At 67.2% G+C, this 17865-nt stretch carries 16 protein-coding genes; 12 read left to right on the top strand and 4 right to left on the bottom strand.

Annotated features, from left to right (window positions below; all coding sequences use genetic code 11):
• Window positions 1–13 precede the first annotated feature (13 nt).
• From ACFPU0_RS29370 to fdhA, 6 genes are all read left to right on the top strand, one after another.
• A complete protein-coding gene (locus ACFPU0_RS29370) occupies window positions 14–1264 on the top strand; it encodes a sarcosine oxidase subunit beta (RefSeq protein ID WP_377696818.1) in 1251 nt (416 codons plus the stop codon).
• A 46-nt stretch (window positions 1265–1310) separates the two neighbouring features.
• Window positions 1311–1637 (top strand): sarcosine oxidase subunit delta, encoded by a 327-nt coding sequence (locus tag ACFPU0_RS29365; RefSeq protein WP_044871165.1) that lies wholly within the window; start codon window positions 1311–1313, stop codon window positions 1635–1637.
• A complete protein-coding gene (locus ACFPU0_RS29360; RefSeq protein WP_377696817.1) occupies window positions 1634–4651 on the top strand; it encodes a sarcosine oxidase subunit alpha in 3018 nt (1005 codons plus the stop codon). Before ACFPU0_RS29365 ends, ACFPU0_RS29360 begins: the two co-directional genes overlap by 4 nt.
• A complete protein-coding gene (locus ACFPU0_RS29355) occupies window positions 4644–5273 on the top strand; it encodes a sarcosine oxidase subunit gamma (RefSeq protein WP_377696816.1) in 630 nt (209 codons plus the stop codon). The genes ACFPU0_RS29360 and ACFPU0_RS29355 overlap by 8 nt, the downstream gene beginning before the upstream one ends.
• A 61-nt stretch (window positions 5274–5334) precedes the next feature.
• Complete coding sequence (gene purU / locus ACFPU0_RS29350) at window positions 5335–6198, top strand: formyltetrahydrofolate deformylase (RefSeq protein WP_377696815.1); 864 nt, start codon at window positions 5335–5337, stop codon at window positions 6196–6198.
• A gap of 202 nt (window positions 6199–6400) precedes the next feature.
• Window positions 6401–7600, top strand: coding sequence for a formaldehyde dehydrogenase, glutathione-independent (gene fdhA, locus ACFPU0_RS29345; RefSeq protein ID WP_377696814.1), 1200 nt, complete (start codon window positions 6401–6403; stop codon window positions 7598–7600).
• A 228-nt stretch (window positions 7601–7828) separates the two neighbouring features.
• Here fdhA and ACFPU0_RS29340 read toward each other — a convergent pair whose 3' ends face one another.
• On the bottom strand, window positions 7829–9082 hold the full coding sequence (locus tag ACFPU0_RS29340; RefSeq protein WP_377696813.1) for a flavohemoglobin expression-modulating QEGLA motif protein: 1254 nt from the start codon (window positions 9080–9082) through the stop codon (window positions 7829–7831).
• Between the two features lie 237 nt (window positions 9083–9319).
• Here ACFPU0_RS29340 and ACFPU0_RS29335 point away from each other — a divergent pair, with 237 nt between their 5' ends.
• Window positions 9320–9991: a DUF2780 domain-containing protein gene (locus ACFPU0_RS29335; RefSeq protein WP_377696812.1), complete on the top strand. Its 672-nt coding sequence runs from the start codon at window positions 9320–9322 to the stop codon at window positions 9989–9991.
• A 24-nt stretch (window positions 9992–10015) separates the two neighbouring features.
• On the opposite strand, the gene ACFPU0_RS29330 is transcribed toward ACFPU0_RS29335, so the two are convergent.
• Window positions 10016–10909, bottom strand: a complete 894-nt coding sequence (locus tag ACFPU0_RS29330) for an acyltransferase (RefSeq protein ID WP_377696811.1) — start codon at window positions 10907–10909, stop codon at window positions 10016–10018.
• 191 nt (window positions 10910–11100) lie between these two features.
• On the opposite strand from ACFPU0_RS29330, the gene ACFPU0_RS29325 reads away from it, so the two are divergent.
• From ACFPU0_RS29325 to creD, 5 genes are all read left to right on the top strand, one after another.
• Window positions 11101–11613, top strand: coding sequence for an ATP-dependent zinc protease (locus ACFPU0_RS29325; RefSeq protein ID WP_377696810.1), 513 nt, complete (start codon window positions 11101–11103; stop codon window positions 11611–11613).
• 58 nt (window positions 11614–11671) lie between these two features.
• Complete coding sequence (creB, locus tag ACFPU0_RS29320; RefSeq protein ID WP_377696809.1) at window positions 11672–12358, top strand: two-component system response regulator CreB; 687 nt, start codon at window positions 11672–11674, stop codon at window positions 12356–12358.
• The gene (gene creC / locus ACFPU0_RS29315) at window positions 12358–13788 is read left to right on the top strand and encodes a two-component system sensor histidine kinase CreC (protein WP_377696808.1); all 1431 of its coding nucleotides are present in this window, start codon (window positions 12358–12360) and stop codon (window positions 13786–13788) included. The genes creB and creC overlap by 1 nt, the downstream gene beginning before the upstream one ends.
• 185 nt (window positions 13789–13973) lie before the next feature.
• Window positions 13974–14408 (top strand): CBS domain-containing protein, encoded by a 435-nt coding sequence (locus tag ACFPU0_RS29310; RefSeq protein WP_377696807.1) that lies wholly within the window; start codon window positions 13974–13976, stop codon window positions 14406–14408.
• Window positions 14409–14644: 236 nt separating this feature from the next.
• On the top strand, window positions 14645–15994 hold the full coding sequence (creD, locus tag ACFPU0_RS29305) for a cell envelope integrity protein CreD (protein ID WP_377696806.1): 1350 nt from the start codon (window positions 14645–14647) through the stop codon (window positions 15992–15994).
• A gap of 104 nt (window positions 15995–16098) precedes the next feature.
• Here the strand turns inward: creD and ACFPU0_RS29300 are convergent, their stop codons facing one another.
• Both ACFPU0_RS29300 and ACFPU0_RS29295 read right to left on the bottom strand, forming a co-directional pair.
• Window positions 16099–16722 (bottom strand): glutathione S-transferase family protein, encoded by a 624-nt coding sequence (locus ACFPU0_RS29300; RefSeq protein ID WP_377696805.1) that lies wholly within the window; start codon window positions 16720–16722, stop codon window positions 16099–16101.
• A gap of 192 nt (window positions 16723–16914) precedes the next feature.
• Window positions 16915–17865, bottom strand: a complete 951-nt coding sequence (locus ACFPU0_RS29295; protein WP_377696804.1) for a lyase — start codon at window positions 17863–17865, stop codon at window positions 16915–16917.

Genomic DNA, 17865 nt, shown 5'->3' with positions numbered 1-17865 from the left:
CCAGGAGCATTCCATGCAACGTTATTCCGGCTTCGGTCTGTTCAAGCACTCCCTGAGCCACCACGAAAACTGGCAACGCATGTGGCGCAACCCTACGCCGAAGCCGGTCTATGACGTGATCATCGTCGGCGGCGGCGGCCACGGCCTGGCCACCGCCTACTACCTGGCCAAGGAATTCGGCGTGAAGAACGTCGCGGTGGTGGAGAAGGGCTGGCTGGGCGGCGGCAACACTGCGCGCAACACCACCATCGTCCGCTCCAACTACCTGTGGGACGAGGCGGCGCAGCTGTACGAACACGCGATGAAACTCTGGGAAGGCCTGTCCCAGGACCTGAACTACAACGTGATGTTCTCCCAGCGTGGCGTCTACAACCTCTGCCACACCCTGCAGGACATGCGTGACTCGGCGCGCCGGGTCAACGCCAACCGCCTGAACGGCGTCGACGGCGAACTGCTGGACGCCCGCCAGGTGGCCGAGGAGATCCCCTTCCTCGACTGCAGCAAGAACACCCGCTACCCGGTCATGGGTTCCACCGTGCAGCGCCGTGGCGGCGTGGCCCGTCACGATGCCGTGGCCTGGGGTTATGCCCGTGCCGCCGACGCCCTGGGCGTGGACCTGCTGCAGAACACCGAGGTGATCGGCTTCCGCAAGCAGGACGGCGCGGTGATCGGCGTCGAGACCAACCGCGGCTTCATCGGCGCCAAGCGCGTCGGCGTGGTCACCGCCGGCAACTCCGGGCACATGGCCAAGCAGGCCGGCTTCCGCCTGCCGCTGGAATCCCACCCGCTGCAGGCCCTGGTGTCCGAGCCGATCAAGCCGATCATTCACAGCGTGATCATGTCCAACGCCGTGCACGGCTACATCAGCCAGTCGGACAAGGGCGACCTGGTCATCGGTGCCGGTATCGACGGCTACAACGGCTACGGCCAGCGCGGTTCCTACGGGACCATCGAACACACCCTGCAGGCCATCGTGGAGATGTTCCCGATCCTCTCCCGCGTGCGCATGAACCGTCAGTGGGGCGGCATCGTGGATACCACCCCGGACGCCTGCCCGATCATCTCCAAGACTCCGGTGAAGAACCTGTTCTTCAACTGCGGCTGGGGCACCGGCGGCTTCAAGGCCACCCCGGGTTCGGGCCACGTCTTCGCGGCCAGCCTGGCGCGCGGCGAGATGCACCCGCTGGCCAAGCCCTTCTCCATCGACCGTTTCCATACCGGCGCACTGATCGATGAGCACGGGGCTGCTGCGGTAGCGCACTGATCAAGCTCCCTTGGGGAGATAAAGAGATTCACCGGAGACCACCACCATGCTGCACATCTTCTGCCCCTACTGCGGGGAACTGCGCTCCGAAGAGGAATTCCACGCCAAGGGCCAGGCGCACATCCCGCGCCCGCTGGACCCGAACGCCTGCACCGACGAGGAGTGGGGCGACTACATCTTTTTCCGCGACAACCCGCGCGGCATCCACCACGAGCTGTGGGTGCATTCCGCCGGCTGCCGCAAGTATTTCAACGCCACGCGCCACACCGTGAGCTACGAAATCCTCGAAACCTACAAGATCGGTGAGAAACCCACTGTCACCGAAGCCAACGTCGGCGAGAAGAAAGCCGCGACCGCAGGAGTAACGGCATGAGCCAGGTCAACCGTCTTCCCAAGGGCGGCCGCGTCGATCGCAGCCAGCCGCTGACCTTCACCTTCAATGGCCAGAACTACCAGGGCTTCGCCGGCGACACCCTGGCCGCCGCCCTGCTGGCCAACGGCGTCGATATCGTCGGTCGCAGCTTCAAGTACTCCCGTCCGCGCGGCATCGTCGCCGCCGGCGCGGAAGAGCCCAACGCCGTGCTGCAGATCGGTTCCACCGAGAACGCCCAGGTGCCCAACGTGCGCGCCACCCAGCAGGCCCTCTACGCCGGCCTGGTAGCCAACAGCACCAACGGCTGGCCGAACGTCAACAACGACGTCATGGGCATCCTTGGCAAGGTCGGCGGCGGCATGATGCCGCCCGGGTTCTACTACAAGACCTTCATGTACCCGCAGAACCTCTGGCTGACCTACGAGAAGTACATCCGCAAGGCCGCCGGCCTCGGCCGCGCGCCGCTGGAAGTCGACCCGGACATCTATGACCACCTGAACCAGCACTGCGACGTGCTGGTGGTCGGCGCCGGCCCGGCCGGCCTCGCCGCCGCCCTGGCCGCTGGCCGCAGCGGTGCCCGGGTGATCCTGGCCGACGAGCAGGAAGAGTTCGGCGGCAGCCTGCTGGACACCCGCGAGACCCTGGACGGCAAGCCTGCTTCCGAGTGGGCGGCCAAGGCCATCGCCGAACTGGAGAAGATGCCGGAAGTGACCCTGCTGCCGCGCGCCACGGTGAACGGCTACCACGACCACAACTTCCTCACCATCCACCAGCGCCTGACCGACCACCTGGGTGAAGTCGCCCCCCGTGGCCAGGCCCGCCACCGCGTCCATCGCGTCCGCGCCAAGCGCGTGGTGCTGGCCGCCGGCGCCCACGAGCGTCCGCTGGTGTATTCGAACAACGACGTGCCGGGCAACATGCTCGCCGGCGCCGTGTCCACCTACGTCAACCGCTACGGCGTGGCCCCGGGCCGCCAGCTGGTGCTGTCCACCAACAACGACTACGCCTACCGCGTGGTGCTGGACTGGCTCGACGCCGGCCAGCAGGTGGTGGCCGTCGCCGACGCCCGCAGCAACCCGCGCGGCGCCTGGGTGGAAGAGGCCCGCGCCCGTGGCGTGCGCATCCTCACCGGCAGCGCGGTGGTCGAGGCCCGTGGCAGCAAGCGGGTCAGCGGTGCGCGCATCTGCGCCATCGACCTGAAGAGCCACAAGGTCACCAGCCCCGGCGAAGTGGTGGACTGCGACCTGATCGTCAGCTCCGGCGGCTACAGCCCGGTGGTGCACCTGGCGTCGCACCTGGGCGGCAAGCCGATCTGGCGCGAGGACATCCTCGCCTTCGTTCCCGGCGAAGGCTTCCAGAAGCGCATCTGCGCCGGTGCCGTGAACGGCGTGTTCGGCCTGGGCGATGCCCTGGCCGACGGTTTCGAGGCGGGCGCCAAGGCCGCCGCCGAGGCCGGCTTCAAGATGGTCGAAGGCACCCTGCCGAAGACCGAGAAGCGCAAGGAAGAAGCTGCCGTGGCCCTGTTCCAGGTGCCCCACGACAAGTCCACCTCCCGCGCGCCGAAGCAGTTCGTCGACCTGCAGAACGACGTGACCTCCGCCGGTATCGAGCTGGCCACCCGCGAGGGCTTCGAGTCGGTCGAGCACGTCAAGCGCTACACCGCGCTGGGCTTCGGTACCGACCAGGGCAAGCTGGGCAACATCAACGGCCTGGCCATCGCCGCGCGTTCGATGGGCATCAGCATCACGGAAATGGGCACCACCATGTTCCGCCCGAACTACACCCCGGTGACCTTCGGTGCCGTGGCCGGCCGTCACTGCGGCCACCTGTTCGAGCCCAAGCGCTACACCGCCATGCACAGCTGGCACCTGGCGCAGGGCGCGGAGTTCGAGGACGTCGGCCAGTGGAAGCGCCCCTGGTACTTCCCCAAGCGCGGCGAAGACATGCATGCCGCCGTGGCCCGCGAATGCAAGGCCGTGCGTGACAGCGTGGGCATCCTCGACGCCTCCACCCTGGGCAAGATCGACATCCAGGGCCCGGATGCGCGCGAGTTCCTCAACCGCGTCTACACCAACGCCTGGACCAAGCTGGACGTGGGCAAGGCCCGCTACGGCCTGATGTGCAAGGAAGACGGCATGGTCTTCGACGACGGCGTGACCGCCTGTGTCGGCGAGAACCACTTCATCATGACCACCACCACCGGCGGTGCCGCCCGGGTGCTGGAATGGCTGGAGATCTACCACCAGACCGAATGGCCGGAGCTGAAGGTGTACTTCACCTCGGTCACCGACCACTGGGCGACCATGACCCTGTCCGGCCCCAACAGCCGCAAGCTGCTGGCCGAGGTCACCGATATCGACCTGGACAAGGACGCCTTCCCCTTCATGACCTGGAAGGAAGGCCTGGTGGGCGGCGTGCCGGCGCGGGTGTTCCGCATCTCCTTCACCGGTGAGCTCTCCTACGAGGTGAACGTGCAGGCCGACTACGCCCTGGGCGTGTGGGAGAAGGTCGTCGAGGCCGGCAAGAAGTACAACCTGACCCCCTACGGCACCGAGACCATGCACGTGCTGCGGGCCGAGAAGGGCTTCATCATCGTCGGCCAGGACACCGACGGTTCGGTGACCCCGGACGACCTGAACATGGGCTGGTGCGTCGGCCGCAACAAGGCCTTCTCCTGGATCGGCTGGCGCGGCATGAACCGCGAGGACTGCCTGCGCGAAGACCGCAAGCAACTGGTGGGCCTCAAGCCCATCGACCCGAACAAGGTGCTGCCGGAAGGCGCCCAGCTGGTGTTCGATCCGAAGCAGTCCATCCCGATGAAGATGGTCGGCCACGTCACCTCCAGCTACATGAGCTCGACCATGGGCTATTCCTTCGCCATGGCCGTGGTCAAGGGCGGCCTCAAGCGCATGGGCGAGCGCGTGTTCGCGCCGCTGGCCGATGGCAGCGTGATCGAAGCCGAAATCTGCAGCTCCGTGTTCTATGACCCGAAAGGGGATCGCCAGAATGTCTAACGTGAACGTCTACAAGCAGCGCCCCGAGAAAGCCCAGGCCCAATCGCCGCTGTTCCACGCCGGCCTCGACGAGCTGGCGCGCAAGGGCAAGAGCAGCGCAGGCGTGGTCCTGCGCGAGAAGAAACTCCTCGGCCACCTGGTGATCCGTGGCGACGCCAAGGACCCGGCCTTCGCCGGCGGCGTGCACAGCGCCCTGGGCCTGGAGTTGCCGGTGGCCCTGACCCTGGTGGCCAACGGCGACACCTCGCTGCAGTGGCTCGGCCCGGACGAGTGGCTGCTGGTGGTACCCGGCGGCACCGAGTTCGAGGTGGAGCAGCGCCTGCGCAAGGCCCTGGACGGCCAGCACATCTCGGTGGTCAACGTCAGCGGCGGCCAGACGCTCCTCGAGCTCTCCGGGCCCAAGGTCCGCGAGGTGCTGATGAAGTCCACCTCCTATGACGTGCACCCGAGCAACTTCCCGGTGGGCAAGGCGGTGGGCACCAACTTCGCCAAGTCCCAGCTGGTGATCCGCCATACCGGCGAGGACACCTGGGAACTGCTGGTACGCCGCAGCTTCGCCGACTACATCTGGCTCTGGCTGCAGGATGCGAGCGCGGAGTACGGGCTGGCGGTCAAGGCCTGATCGGATGCACGGAAAGCCCCTCTCCCTCTGGGAGAGGGGAACTAAACATCGGAGTCCGCATATGAGCCGCACCCCCGATACCTGGATTCTCACCGCCCAATGCCCGAGCGTGCTCGGCACCGTGGATGCGGTGACGCGCTTTCTCTTCGAGCAGCGCTGCTACGTCACCGAGCACCATTCGTTCGATGACCGGCTGTCCTCGCGCTTCTTCATCCGTGTCGAGTTCCGCCAGCCGGACGACTTCGACGAGCAGGCCTTCCGCGCCGGCCTCGCCGAGCGCCTGGCGCCCTTCGACATGCAGACCGAGCTGACTCCGCCGGGCTACCGCGCCAAGGTGGTGCTGATGGTCTCCAAGGCCGACCATTGCCTGAACGACCTGCTCTACCGCCAGCGCATCGGCCAGCTGGAAATGGACGTGGTGGCGGTGGTTTCCAACCACCCTGACCTGGAGCCCCTGGCCCGTTGGCATGGGATTCCCTACCACCATTTCCCCCTCGACCCCAACGACAAGCCGGCGCAGGAGCGCAAGGTGCTCAAGGTGATCGAGGAAACCGGTGCCGAACTGGTGGTGCTCGCCCGCTACATGCAGGTGCTCTCGCCAGAGCTGTGCAAGAAGCTCGACGGTTGGGCGATCAACATCCACCACTCGCTGCTGCCCGGCTTCAAGGGCGCCAAGCCTTACCACCAGGCCTACCAGAAGGGGGTCAAGCTGGTGGGGGCCACGGCGCATTACATCAATAACGACCTGGACGAAGGTCCGATCATCGCCCAGGGCGTGGAGTCGGTGGACCACGCCCACTACCCCGAAGACCTGATCGCCAAGGGCCGCGACATCGAGTGCCTGACCCTGGCCAAGGCCGTCGGCTATCACATCGAGCGCCGCGTGTTCCTCAACGCCAACCGGACTGTGGTGCTCAACGCATAAGGCTTTCCCCCTCTCCCTTCAGGGAGAGGGTGCGCTGTGCGCATTTCGGGAACCCATTGGTGCGCACGGCGCACCCTACTTTCACGGAAACCGCCCTGCCAGGATTCACCGGCGGGTTCCGGCAACAGATGCAAGCTCCAGTACAAGGCCGCGTGGCCGTGGGTCGCGCCTTTGTGTTCACAACAACAACGGAGAATTACGCATGTCTGGTAATCGTGGTGTCGTTTATCTCGGTGCGGGCAAGGTCGAAGTCCAGAAGATCGACTACCCGAAGATGCAGGACCCTCGCGGCAAGAAGATCGAACACGGGGTGATCCTGAAGGTGGTGTCCACCAACATCTGCGGCTCGGACCAGCACATGGTGCGCGGCCGTACCACCGCACAGGTCGGCCTGGTGCTCGGCCACGAGATCACCGGTGAGGTGATCGAGAAAGGCCGTGACGTGGAAAACCTGCAGATCGGCGACCTGGTTTCCGTACCCTTCAACGTGGCCTGCGGCCGTTGCCGTTCCTGCAAGGAAATGCATACCGGCGTCTGCCTCACCGTCAACCCGGCCCGCGCCGGCGGCGCCTACGGCTACGTCGACATGGGCGACTGGACCGGCGGCCAGGCCGAGTACGTGCTCGTCCCTTACGCCGACTTCAACCTGCTCAAGCTGCCCGAGCGCGACAAGGCCATGGAGAAGATCCGTGACCTGACCTGTCTCTCCGACATCCTGCCCACCGGCTACCACGGCGCCGTCACCGCCGGCGTCGGCCCGGGCAGCACCGTGTACGTCGCCGGTGCCGGTCCTGTCGGCCTCGCCGCTGCCGCTTCCGCCCGCCTGCTGGGCGCCGCCGTGGTCATCGTCGGTGACCTCAACCCCGCCCGCCTGGCCCACGCCAAGGCGCAAGGCTTCGAGATCGCCGACCTGTCGCTGGACACCCCGCTGCACGAGCAGATCGCCGCGCTGCTGGGCGAGCCGGAAGTGGACTGCGCCATCGACGCTGTGGGCTTCGAAGCTCGCGGCCATGGCCATGAAGGCGCCAAGCACGAAGCTCCGGCCACCGTGCTCAACTCGCTGATGCAGGTCACCCGCGTGGCCGGCAAGATCGGTATCCCCGGTCTCTACGTCACCGAAGACCCGGGCGCGGTGGATGCCGCCGCCAAGATCGGCAGCCTGAGCATCCGCTTCGGCCTCGGCTGGGCGAAATCCCACAGCTTCCACACCGGCCAGACCCCGGTGATGAAGTACAACCGCGCGCTGATGCAAGCGATCATGTGGGACCGCATCAATATCGCCGACGTGGTGGGCGTGCAGGTCATCAGCCTGGACGACGCTCCCCGTGGCTACGGCGAGTTCGATGCCGGCGTGCCGAAGAAATTCGTCATCGACCCGCACAAGACCTTCAGCGCCGCCTGACTCCACAGTGCGACCCCCGACGCCGTGGGTGTGACAGCCGCGGCGTCTGTCCCTCAAGGGGCCCTTCGGGCCCCTTTTTTTGTCTGGGCTGTTGGGGAGTGGAGGCCTTTGTAGGGGCGAATTCATTCGCCAAGCAGGCCGAAGGTCTGCCCATTGGCCTCCAATAGGACAGCTGCGCTGCCCTTGGCGAATGAATTCGCCCCTACAGGTGATTTCGCTCCGCGGTGGTCATTCCTCCTCCAGCTCCACGAACCTTTGCAGATCCACCACCTCCAGCTTTATCCGCCCGACGAAGGCGGAGAACGCCAGGGCCGCCGCCAGGCGCCGCAGGTCGGAGGCCCAGGGCGGCACGTAGCGGGGCTGTTCCAGCCAGCCGGACTCGAACAGCGGCGCCAGGCGCACCACGTCGCCCGCGCTCATGCGTCCGGCGAACAGCTGGCGCAGCAGTTCCGGGCGGTTGTCGCGCACCGCCACCCGCAGCAGGGTGTGCACGCCGAGCATGCCGATCACGTAGCAGGCGTCCTTGGTGAAGGCGCCGCCGCCGCGCACGTCGGCGCCACGGAACACCCGCTGGGTGGAGCGGAAGGATTCCTCCTCCGTCTGCCCGGCTTCCAGGAAGCCCTTGAACACCTCGATGAAGTCGGCGCCGTCCAGGGCCTGCTGCACCGCCACCACCCGCAGGGCGATGCGCCGCAGGCGCTGGATGTCGATGCTGCCGGTGAGCAGCTCGGCGAGCATGGCGATGCCTTCCTGGGTCAGGGTGGTGCGCGGCGCGCCCAGGGCCAGGCTGGTGAGGCGCGGCTGGGCGCGGCCATTGAGGGCGGTGCCGACATGCACGAAGGCTTCGTGCTGCAACAGCTGGGCCTTGTCCAGCTCGGAAAAGCGCGCCGAAGCGCGCAGGCGGATGCGGGTGGCGCCGGCGATGGCCTTGGAGGCCAGGTCCGGGTCCAGCACTACCTTCACCTGGCCGGGGCCGAAGAAGGCGTCCACTTCGGTGCGCATCCAGGCGGCGAAGTCTTCGGCCGGGATGGTTGCCTCGGTGGCGGGGATGCTGCGGCTGTCCAGCAGGGCGTCGGTGGTGTCGAGGAAGAAGCGCGCGGCATCCAGGGGCGTCATCTTTTGCCGTTCGTAGTAGTGGTCCGGACGCTGGTAGAGACGCGCGGAGTAGTCGGTGAAGGCCGGCGTGCCGATGGCCCCCAGCATGCGTCCGGCGCAGGCGTAGCTGCGCGCGGTGGCGGCGAGGAAGGCCCCGGCCGGGTGGCCGGCGTCGCACCGGCTGGCGAGGGTTTCCAGCGCTTCTACCTCCATGCTGTGGTCACGGGGTTTCAGCGGCACATCCGGTAGTTTCGGACGGCCGGCGCGCCAGTCGGCGAGGAAGCGTTCCTCGATGCCATCGGGCCAGGCGATGGCGTCGAGCACGCGGATTCTGCGGGCCAGGCCGGGGAGGGCGGCGTCGAGTTCGGCCAGGTTGTGCTTGGTCATGGCGAAGGGCCGTGGAGAGTGGTCATTGAAGGCTAGTCCATGGCTGGCACGGTCAGCCCCCTCTCCCTCTGGGAGAGGGGAGACAAGCGGCGAATGAATTCGCCCCTACAGGGGCCGGCGTGAAGAACCGACGGAATGCCGGGAACGCCGGCCCCATCTCCGCAGTCATATTGCCGAGCCTCCGCTCACCGGCCGGTACGCAGTGTTCCGGCGCGGATCCATCCTCGAGGTCGACCTATGCACACTCCCCGAAGCCTGACCCTGGCCGTCCTGCTCAGCCTGGCTGCCAGCCCGGTGTTCGCCGTTACCCTGGGCGATGTCGTCTCCGCCGCTGCCGCGAGCGGGACGGATAGCCATCAGGAGCAGGGGCCGGGCATCGAGCCGGCGGAGTCGGCGGCCATGCTGGAGCAACTGGGCGGCCAGCTGCAGATCACCCCGGAGCAGGCCCTGGGCGGCGCTGCCGCGCTGTTCGGCCTGGCGCGCAACAACCTGCCGGCCGATCAGTTCGCCCAGCTGGACCAGGCGGTGCCGGGTGTGGGCATACTCACCGACCCCAATACCCAGGGCCTGCTCAGCAGCATCGGCGGGCTGCTCGGGCAGCAGCCGGGCAATGCCCTGGGCGGCCAGCCCGGGGTGCTCGCCGGGCAGCAGATGAACAGCATGGCGGACGTGAGCCAGGCCTTCGGCGCGCTGGGGATGGACAACAGCCTGATCAGCCGCTTCGCCCCGCTGATCCTGTCCTTCCTCGGCCAGCAGGGCCTGGCCGACTCGCTGCTGCAGAGCCTGGGCAACCTTTGGCAATGGACGGTACCGCCGGTGACCCCAGGCTTGCAGCAGACGCCGATACAGCAGTCGCCGGTGCAGCAGGTTCCGCTGCAAAAGGCGCCGGTGAGCGGCCTGTCGACCTGAGCCGCGCTGGGGTAGGTCTCGCGCCTACCCCTTCAGTTCAGCGCGCAGCTGCTCGATGCGCGCGTCCTTCTCCTGCCAGAGCCGGCTGACCCAGGCCTGCACGTACTGGCGGAATTCCCCATCGTTCTCGTAGTCGCCCTGCCACAGGGCCGGGTCCAGGTCGCGGGTACGGATATCCATGATCACCCGGGGTACCTGGCCGGACAGCAGGGCCCAGAAGCCGGGCACGCCCTTGCCGGGGTAGACCAGGGTGACATCGAGGATGGCATCGAGCTTCTCGCCCATGGCCGCCAGCACGAAAGCCACGCCGCCCGCCTTGGGTTTCAGCAGGTGCCGGTAGGGCGAGCCCTGGTTGGCATGTTTGACGGGGGTGAAGCGGGTGCCCTCGAGGTAGTTCACCACGGTCACCGGCATGCGCTTGAACTTCTCGCAGGCGGCCCGGGTGATTTCCAGGTCCTTGCCCTTCATGTCCGGATGCTTCTCCAGGAAGGCCTTGCTGTAGCGCTTCATGAAGGGGTAGTCGAGGGCCCAGAAGGCCAGGCCGAGGAAAGGCACCCAGATCAGCTCCTTTTTCAGGAAGAACTTGAAGTAGGGCGCCTTGCGGTTGAAGGCCTGGACCAACGCCGGAATGTCCACCCAGGACTGGTGGTTGCTGATGACCAGGTAGGAGGTGTCGTTGCGCAGCCCGTCGCCGCCGCGAATGTCCCAGTGGGTGGGGGTTAGGGCGGCGAAGACGCGCTTGCAGTTCTCCGCCCAGGCTTCGGCGATCCACATCACACCCCGTGAGCAGGTATCGCGCAGGCGCTGGCCCGGCAGGACGAGCTTGAGCAGGGCGATGGCCAGCATCGGGCCGATCAGGATCAGGGTGTTCAGCAAGAGCAGCAGCGTGGTGGCGATTCCGGTCAGCAGTGCCCGCATGGCTCCTTGGCTCCTCGTCCGCTTGGATGTGCGCCATGATACGCAGTCGTCCTCGACGCGACGAGCGGTCGGGCCTTGCCCGCTACCGGGGGGCGGGTATGCTTCCGGGCACCCGCTGCCATCGCCGATGGCGAACCAATTGCCCATCCGCCCAGTCCCAGAACCGTACCCCTCAACCAGGAGATACTGCGTTGAAATCCCTGATCGCCCTGCTTGCCCTGGTGGCGCTGCCCGTCGTCGCCGCCGAGGAGCCCACCCTCTACGGCCGCTACGAATACGTGCGCCTGCCGGAGATCGGCCAGACCCTCAAGGCCAAGATGGATACCGGCGCCCTCACCGCGTCCCTGTCGGCCAAGGACATCGAGCGCTTCAAGCGCGACGGTGAGGATTGGGTGCGCTTCCGCCTGGCCACCAAGGATGCCGACGACACCCTCTACGAGCATCGCCTGTCGCGCATCAGCAAGATCAAGAACCGCGCCGACGAACTGGGCGACGAGGACGAGGCGCCCTCGGCGGAGATTTCCAAGCGTCCGGTGGTGGACATGGAAATGTGCCTGGGCGGGGTCAAGCGCACGGTGGAGGTCAACCTCACCGACCGCTCCAGCTTCAACTACCCGCTGCTGATCGGCGCCAAGGCCCTGCGCGAGTTCAAGGCCGCCATCTACCCCGGCAAGAAGTTCACCGCCGGCAAGCCCCAGTGCTGATTGACGGGGAAGGGGCCGTGCGGCACCTTCCCCTTCACCTCCATGAGCCGGGACGCCCATGCCACATATCCTCATCGTCGAAGATGAAGCCGCCATCGCCGACACCCTGGTCTATGCCCTCGAGGCCGATGGCAACGCCACCACTTGGCTGAGCCTCGGCGGCCCGGCGCTGGAGCTGCTGCGCCAGCAGCCGGTGGACCTGGTGATCCTCGATGTCGGCCTGCCGGACACCAGCGGCTTCGAGCTGTGCAAGGCGCTGCGGCGATTCTCCGAGGTGCCGGTGCTCTTCCTCACCGCGCGCAATGCCGAGATCGACCGGGTGGTGGGCCTGGAAATCGGTGCCGACGACTATGTGGTGAAGCCCTTCAGCCCGCGCGAGGTGGCCGCGCGGGTGCGCGCCATCCTCAAGCGCACGGCGCCCCGCGAGGCGGTCCCCGCGCCCGCTGCCAACGGGCCCTTCCAGGTGGATGCCGAGCGCGTGCGCATCCACTACCATGGCCGGCTCCTCGGCCTGACCCGCCACGAATTCCGCCTGCTCCAGGCGTTGCTGGCGCAGCCCGAGCGGGTGTTCAGCCGCGAGCAGCTGCTGGACGCCCTGGGAGTGGCCGCCGATGCCGGCTACGAGCGCAACGTAGACAGCCACATCAAGGGCCTGCGCGCCAAGCTGCGCGAGGTGGCGCCGGCTGCCGAACCCATCCAGACCCATCGCGGCCTGGGCTACAGCTACGCGCCGGATCGCGCCTGATGCCGCTGGGCGTCCGCATCTTCCTGGCCTACTTCCTCTTCGTCGGGCTGGCCGGCTGGTTCGTGCTCAGCACGGTGATGGACGAGATCCGTCCCGGCGTGCGCCAGTCCACCGAGGAGACCCTGGTGGATACCGCCAACCTGCTGGCGGAGATACTTCGCGACGAAGTGCGCGCCGGCACCCTGGACCAGGGCCGCCTGCCGGCGCTGCTGCGCGCCTACGGCCAGCGCCAGCCGGGGGCGGATATCTGGGGCGTGCGCAAGACGGCGGTCAACCACCGCATCTATGTCACCGACGACAAGGGCATGGTGCTGCTGGACTCCAGCGGCGCGGCGCTGGGCCAGGACTACTCGCGCTGGAACGACGTCTACCTGACCCTGCGCGGCCAGTACGGCGCCCGCTCCACCCGCGAGGACCCGAACGACCCGGATTCCTCGGTCATGTACGTGGCCGCGCCGATCCGCGATGGCGAACGGATCATCGGTGTGGTCTCGGTGGCCAAGCCGAATGCCTCGCTGCAGCCCTACATCGAGCGTTCGCAGGGGCGTCTGGCCTGGCTCGGCGCTGGCCTGATCGGCCTCGGCCTGCTGGTGGGCGGGCTGCTGTCCTGGTGGCTGAGCCATTCGCTGCGGCGCCTGCGCGACTACGCCCAGGCGGTGAGCGAAGGCCGGCGCGCCGAGTTGCCGGGCATGAGCGGCGGCGAGCTGCGCCAGCTGGCCGCCGCCGTCGAGCGGATGCGCACCCAGCTGGAAGGCAAGGCTTACGTCGAGCGCTACGTGCATACCCTGACCCACGAGCTGAAAAGCCCGCTGGCGGCCATCCGTGGTGCCGCCGAGCTGCTGGAAGGGGATATGCCGGCCGAGCAGCGGCAGCGCTTCGTGGCCAATATCGGCAACGAGGGTGCGCGCCTGCAGCAACTGGTCGAACGCCTGCTCAACCTGGCCCGGGTGGAGCAGCGCCAAGGGCTGGAAGAGCGCGTGGCGGTGCCCCTGCGCGAGTTGGCCGAGAAACTGCTGGGAGCCCAGGCGGCGCGGATCGAGGCCGCCGGCTTCCAGGTGGAGAACCGGATCGCACCAGGGCTGTGCGCGCTGGGCGAGCGCTTCCTGCTGGGCCAGGCCCTGGCCAACCTGCTGGAAAACGCCCTGGATTTCACCCCGGCCGGCGGCCTGCTGCGGCTGGACGCCGAGCGGCGCGGCGACTGGCTGGAACTGCGGCTGTACAACCAGGGCGAGGCCATCCCTGAATTCGCCCTGCCGCGCCTGACCGAACGTTTCTATTCCCTGCCGCGCCCCGCAACAGGGCGCAAGAGCACGGGTCTCGGCCTCAATTTCGTGCAGGAAGTGGCCGGGCTCCACGGCGGCGAGCTGAGGGTGGCGAATCGCGACGATGGCGTGGAAGCCTGTCTGCGACTTCCAGCTGTCGCGGATTGATATGCGACCGCCGCCCAGCGGCGCCGGCCGCATCACCCTTCGGCTATAAATTGACCAGGACGGCGTCCCGATTTTTGGCGGCCGTCGCCACCTTGTAACCAGGTTTTGGCTTGATTCTTGATTTGGCACTGACGCACAGCGCCGAGCTTCGTCACAAGAAACACAGGCCCTCAAGGAGCTGCCGGATGAAAACAGTCGCCGAGATTCTCAGAGCCAAGTCCCATACCCGGATTTTCAGCGTGGACCCCACGACCACCGTACTGGAAGCCGCCCTGCTGATGGCCGACAAGGACATCGGCGCGCTGGTGGTATTGAAGGGGGGCGAGCTGGTGGGCATCGTCACCGAGCGCGACTTCGTGCGCCGCGTCGCGGCCCTGGAACGCTCGGCCTACGCCACCACCATCGAGGAGGTGATGACCTCCAACCTCTTCGTGGTGACCCTGCGGGACAGCAACCAGTACTGCATGCAGCTGATGACCGAGAAGAACCTGCGCCACCTGCCGGTGCTGGACAACGGCAAGCTGGTGGGCCTGCTCTCCATCCGCGACCTGGTGCGCGATATCACCGCCGAGCAGGAAAGCCTGATCCATCATCTGGAGCAGTACATCCGCGGGGCATAGCGTCTTCCCGCAGGCGACGACCTCCTTGTAGGGGCGAATTCATTCGCCAGGCAGGCCGAAGGCCTGCCCATCGGGCTCCATCGGGGCAGCTGCGCTGCCCTTGGCGAATGAATTCGCCCCTACAGTGATGAATGGCCCCTCCGCCACCCAATCCCCACACAATCTCCACATTTCCCCCATGGGCCCACCTCGGGCGTTCCCCAGACTCTCCCCATCCCGACACAAGGAGAGTCGCCATGACCCGTACCCTGGGTTTCAAACTGGGCATCATCGCCCTGCTGATGCTGTTGCTGATCATCCCGCTGACGCTGATCGACGGCCTGATCGATGAGCGCCAGGCGGCGCGCGACGGCGTGCTGGCCAATATCGCCCGCAGTTCCAGCTACAGCCAGCGGATCACCGGGCCCATCCTGGTGGTGCCCTACAAACGCACGATTCGCGAATGGAAGACCTACGAGCAGACCGGCCAGCGCCGCCTCGAGGAGCGCGAGGTCGGGGGGCGGCTCTACTTCCTGCCGGAGCGGTTCAACCTGACCGGCACCGTGGACACCGAGCTGCGCGCCCGGGGCATCTACAAGGCGCGGCTGTACAAGAGCGAGAGCCAGGTCAGCGGGCAGATCCGGGTGCCGGCCAACTATGGCATCGACCAGGACCTGGCCGACTACCGCTTCGAGCAACCCTTCCTGGCGGTGGGTATCAGCGATATCCGCGGCATCGGCAATGCCCTGAAGCTGCGCCTGAACGGCCAGACCCTGGACTTCCAGCCCGGCAGTGGCGACCGCCTGCTCGATGGCGGCGTGCACGTTCTCCTGGCGCCGTTGCAGGCTGACCTGGTGCAGAGCCTGGACTTCGCCTTCGAGCTCAAGCTGCAGGGAACCTCCAGCCTGAGCATCACCCCGGTAGGCCGCGATTCGCGGGTGGAGCTGAGCTCCTCCTGGCCGCACCCGAGCTTCATCGGCGAATTCCTGCCCAGCGAGCGCAGCATCGGCGCCAAGGGTTTCAATGCGGTCTGGCAGACCAGCTTCTTCGCCACCAACCTGCAGGAGGCGCTCGCCGAATGCGTGGGCGCGGGCCAATGCAACGCCTTCAACTCGCGGGACTTCGGGGTGAGCTTCGTCGACCCGGTGGACCAGTACCTGAAGACCGACCGTGCGATCAAGTACGCCCTGCTGTTCGTCGCCCTGACCTTCGCCGGCTTCTTCCTGGTGGAGGTGCTCAAGCGCCTGGCGGTCCATCCCGTGCAGTACGGTCTGGTGGGGTTGGCCCTGGCGTTCTTCTACCTGCTGCTGCTGTCGCTTTCCGAGCATCTGGAGTTCGCCCTGGCGTTCGCGATCTCGGCCTCGGCCTGCGTGGCCCTGGTGGGCTTCTATGTCAGCCATGTGCTGCACAGCTGGCTGCGCGGAGGTGGCTTCACCCTGGCCCTGGCAGCGCTCTACGGGATGCTCTACGGCCTGCTCAGCGCCGAGGACTACGCACTGCTGATGGGCTCCTTGCTGGTGTTCGGAGTGCTCGCCTGTGTGATGGTGCTCACCCGCAAGCTGGACTGGTATGGCGTCGGCCGTACCCAGCCGGAGAGCGGCAATTGAGGCGGCTGGGATTGCGCGAGGACCAGGAGCGCGGGGCGAAGCTGGCGGCGGAGCTGGACCGGCTGTTCAGCGCCAGCCTGCCCCGCCTGCACGAGGAGTTGGAATCAGTGCGTCGGCGCCGTGGCCTGCAGCGACGGCCGCTGGCTGGCGGTTGAGTACCAGGCCGCCAGTCTCGGGCAATCGCGCCGCCAGTTCAGGTCGGGCAGGCGGAAGTCCAGGTAGCCCAGGGCGCAGGCGGCGCTGATGGCGGCCACGTCGAAACGTTCGCCCAGTTCGCCAGCGGCCTGCTCGAAGGTTTCCAGGGCGCGGTCGATCTTGTTGCACTGGCCCAGCACCCAGTCGTCCCAGCGCTTGTCCTCGGGACGCAGGAAGGTTTCGTAGCGCACCAGGATGGAGGCATCCAGCACGGCGTCCGCCAGGGAGGCCAGGGTCAGGCGCCGCCAGCGCGCCGGACCATCGCGGGGGATCAGCGGCTCGCCGCTGTGCTGGTGATCGAAGTAGTCGAGGATCACCCGGCTGTCGTGCAGCACGCTGCCGTCGGCCAGCAGCAGGGCGGGAATCTTGCCGGCGGGGTTGTGTTCGTTCACCTCGGCGCTGGGGTTCAGCGGGGTCAGGGTGACGCCGTGCAGGGTGACGCTGCCCAGCTGCCCGGTTTCGTGGAGCAGCACCATGACCTTGCGAACGTAGGGCGAGGTGGGCGAGAAGAACAGGGTCTGGCTGGCGCTCATGCGGGGTCCCTCGACGGCTGCAGCGGTGTATTGGGGCAGTTATACCGCATTGGATCGCCGTCGGGCATGTAGGGGCGAATTCATTCGCCAAGCAGGCCGAAGGGCTGCCCTGCGAGGCTTGGGCAATGGGCGGCTGCGCTGCCCTTGGCGAATGAATTCGCCCCCACAGGAAAAGCGGGCCGAGGAGATGACTCAGTAGCGGATCATCACCAGCCGGTCCTGGGCCGACTCGGCGCCCCAGACCTCGCCCGTACGGCCGGACAGCTGCGTCACCCGGGCACCGGGCCTGTCGCTGGGGAAACTGGCGAAGAGGCGGCTGAACGGATTGAAACGCAGGATGGCATTGGCGCGGAAATCGCTCAGCCAGACCCGTTCCTGCTCGTCGACGTAGAGGGCATGGGCATCGGCGTCGCCGCCGGGGATACTCCAGCTGCTCCAGGTTTCTCCCAGCGGGTCGAACCTACTGAGGCGACCGCTGTCGGCCTCGCTGACCCACAACGTGCCGCGCGAATCGCTCCAGATCAGGCGGGGGCCGGCGCTGGCGTCCGGTATCTCGACCACTTTGGCGCGGCCGGTGGTGGGCTCGATGCGGGCGATATGGCGGGCATTCTGGTTGGCGTACCAGACCTCGCCATTGGGTGTCACGGTAATGCCGCCGGGGCCGGCGCCGCCTGGCGCGGGCCAGATTTCCACGTTCTCGGAAGCCGGCTCGAAGCGGCCGATGAATCCGCGTTGGCCGGTGAACCAGAGGTTGCCATTGCGATCCAGGGCGATGCCTTCGAGGCCGGTATCGGCAGCCGTGCCCTTGAGGGGGAAGCTGTGCACCGAGAGGTCGGTCGGGTCGACCCTGACCAGCGCATCGAGGCCCGGGTCGGAGACCCAGGCCGCACCGTCCTGGTCCACCACCAGGGCACTTGGCGAAGAACCCACGCCCAGCGGGATGAGCTGGCTCTGGCCGGTCATGGGGTCGAGCAGCCCGACGCAGCCCTGGCGCTGGGCCGTGAACCACACGCGTCCATCGGTGGCCGGGGCCACGTCGCGCGGGCCCGTGCCCGCCGGGACCGGGTAGTAGGTGACATCAGCTGCCGGAACCGTCCCGCAGTACAGGATGGCGAGCAGGGCGAAGGCGATGCTGCGGATCAT

The sequence above is a fragment of the Pseudomonas sp. GCM10022186 genome (genome assembly GCF_042656385.1).
GTDB lineage: Bacteria > Pseudomonadota > Gammaproteobacteria > Pseudomonadales > Pseudomonadaceae > Metapseudomonas.
This window is presented reverse-complemented; position numbering and strand designations above follow the sequence as displayed.